Here is a 1,455-nt window from a genome sequence, read left to right on the forward strand (position 1 = left end):
AACAGCAACCGCTGCTGCGGATCCATCGCCAACGCCTCACGCGGCGAAATACCAAAGAACCCCGCATCGAACTCACCCGCCGCATGCAGAAACCCACCCTCACGCACATACGACTTCCCCACCGCATCCGGATCCGGGTCGAACAACCCCTCCAGATCCCACCCACGATCCTCCGGGAACCCCGACACCGCATCGCCGCCCGACACCACCAACCGCCACAAGTCCTCCGGAGACACCACCCCACCCGGAAAACGACACCCCATCCCCACGACGGCAATCGACTCGTGGGCGTCTTCTTCTATTTCGCGCAGCCGTTCCCGGGTCTCGTGCAGTTCCGTGACGGCCTGCCTGAGGTAGGAGCGGAGCTTGTCTTCGTTGTTCACAGTGATTCCCCCTTGCTGCGACTCGGCACGTCCGCTCTGCTCTGGTCTCAGACCTTGTTGTCGAGAAAATCGAAGAGTTCATCGTCGCTGGCTTCCGCAAAGCGGTCGGCGGAATGCGCAGCTTCTGCGGCAGCCGCGCTCCCCTCGTCGTACTTCTCGACCAGATGCCGGATCCTTTCCAGAACGCGGACCCTGGCATCCGTGGCCTGCAGCATTTCCGACAGTGCGATGTCGAGCTGGTCGACGTCGCCCAGGAGCTCCTTCTCCAGTTGTTCCTCGCCCGGCAGAAGCTCGGAGAGAAGGTGGTCGGCCAGCGCGCCCGGGGTCGGATAGTCGAAGGCCAAGGTGGCGGGAAGGCGCATGGCCGCGGCTCGGCTCAGGCGGTTGCGCAGCTCGACCGCGCTCAGGGAGTCGAAGCCGAGCTCCTTGAACGGTTGGTACGGCTTGACCGCCGTCGACAGCGTATGGCCGAGTACGTCCGCGGCCTGTGAGCAGACCAGTTCCAGGAGCAGGGTCCGGCCCTCGTCCTTGGTCAGTCCGATCAGCCGGTCGGGCAGCGAGGCCGGCGATGCCTGGTCGATCGGCCGGCTGCCGTCCGCCACGCCGGTGGCCCTGTCAGCAGGCTTGTGTACGAGTTCCCTCACGATGGAGGGCAGCGTTCCCTCGAATGCCTGCCGGCGGAGGTCCGCCGGGTCGAGGCGGAGCGGCAGGAGGAAGGTGTCGCCCGTGCCCAGGGCTGCGTCGAAGAGCCGCAGCCCTTCTGTCGACGGCATCTCGGCGAGCCCAAGACGCGCGATACGCCGCATGGCCACCTCGTCGAGATGCCCGGTCATACCGCTGCGCTGCTCCCAGAACCCCCATCCGAGGGCGGTGGCCGGGAGCCCACCGGCGGCGCGATGGGCGGCCAGAGCCTCGAGAAACGCGTTGGCCGCAGCGTAATGTCCCTGCCCCGCGCTGCCGAACGTGGCCGCAGCGCCGGAGAAGAGGACGAAGGCGGAGAGGTCGAGGTGGCGGGTCAGTTCGTGGAGGTTGACCGCCGCATCGATCTTGGGCCGCAGGACCGCGTCCATTT

At 66.6% G+C, this 1,455-nt stretch carries 2 protein-coding genes; both read right to left on the reverse strand.

Annotated features, from left to right (window positions below):
• The coding region (locus tag ACFV2X_RS55605; RefSeq protein WP_385631985.1) for a beta-ketoacyl synthase N-terminal-like domain-containing protein at positions 1 to 383 on the reverse strand (383 nt) is incomplete at its 3' end.
• A gap of 47 nt (positions 384 to 430) precedes the next feature.
• Positions 431 to 1,455, reverse strand: a 1,025-nt coding sequence (locus ACFV2X_RS55610) for a KR domain-containing protein (protein WP_385631988.1), incomplete at its 5' end; no start/stop codon positions are given.

The sequence above is a fragment of the Streptomyces sp. NPDC059679 genome (genome assembly GCF_042734105.1).
In the GTDB taxonomy this organism is placed as follows: domain Bacteria; phylum Actinomycetota; class Actinomycetes; order Streptomycetales; family Streptomycetaceae; genus Streptomyces.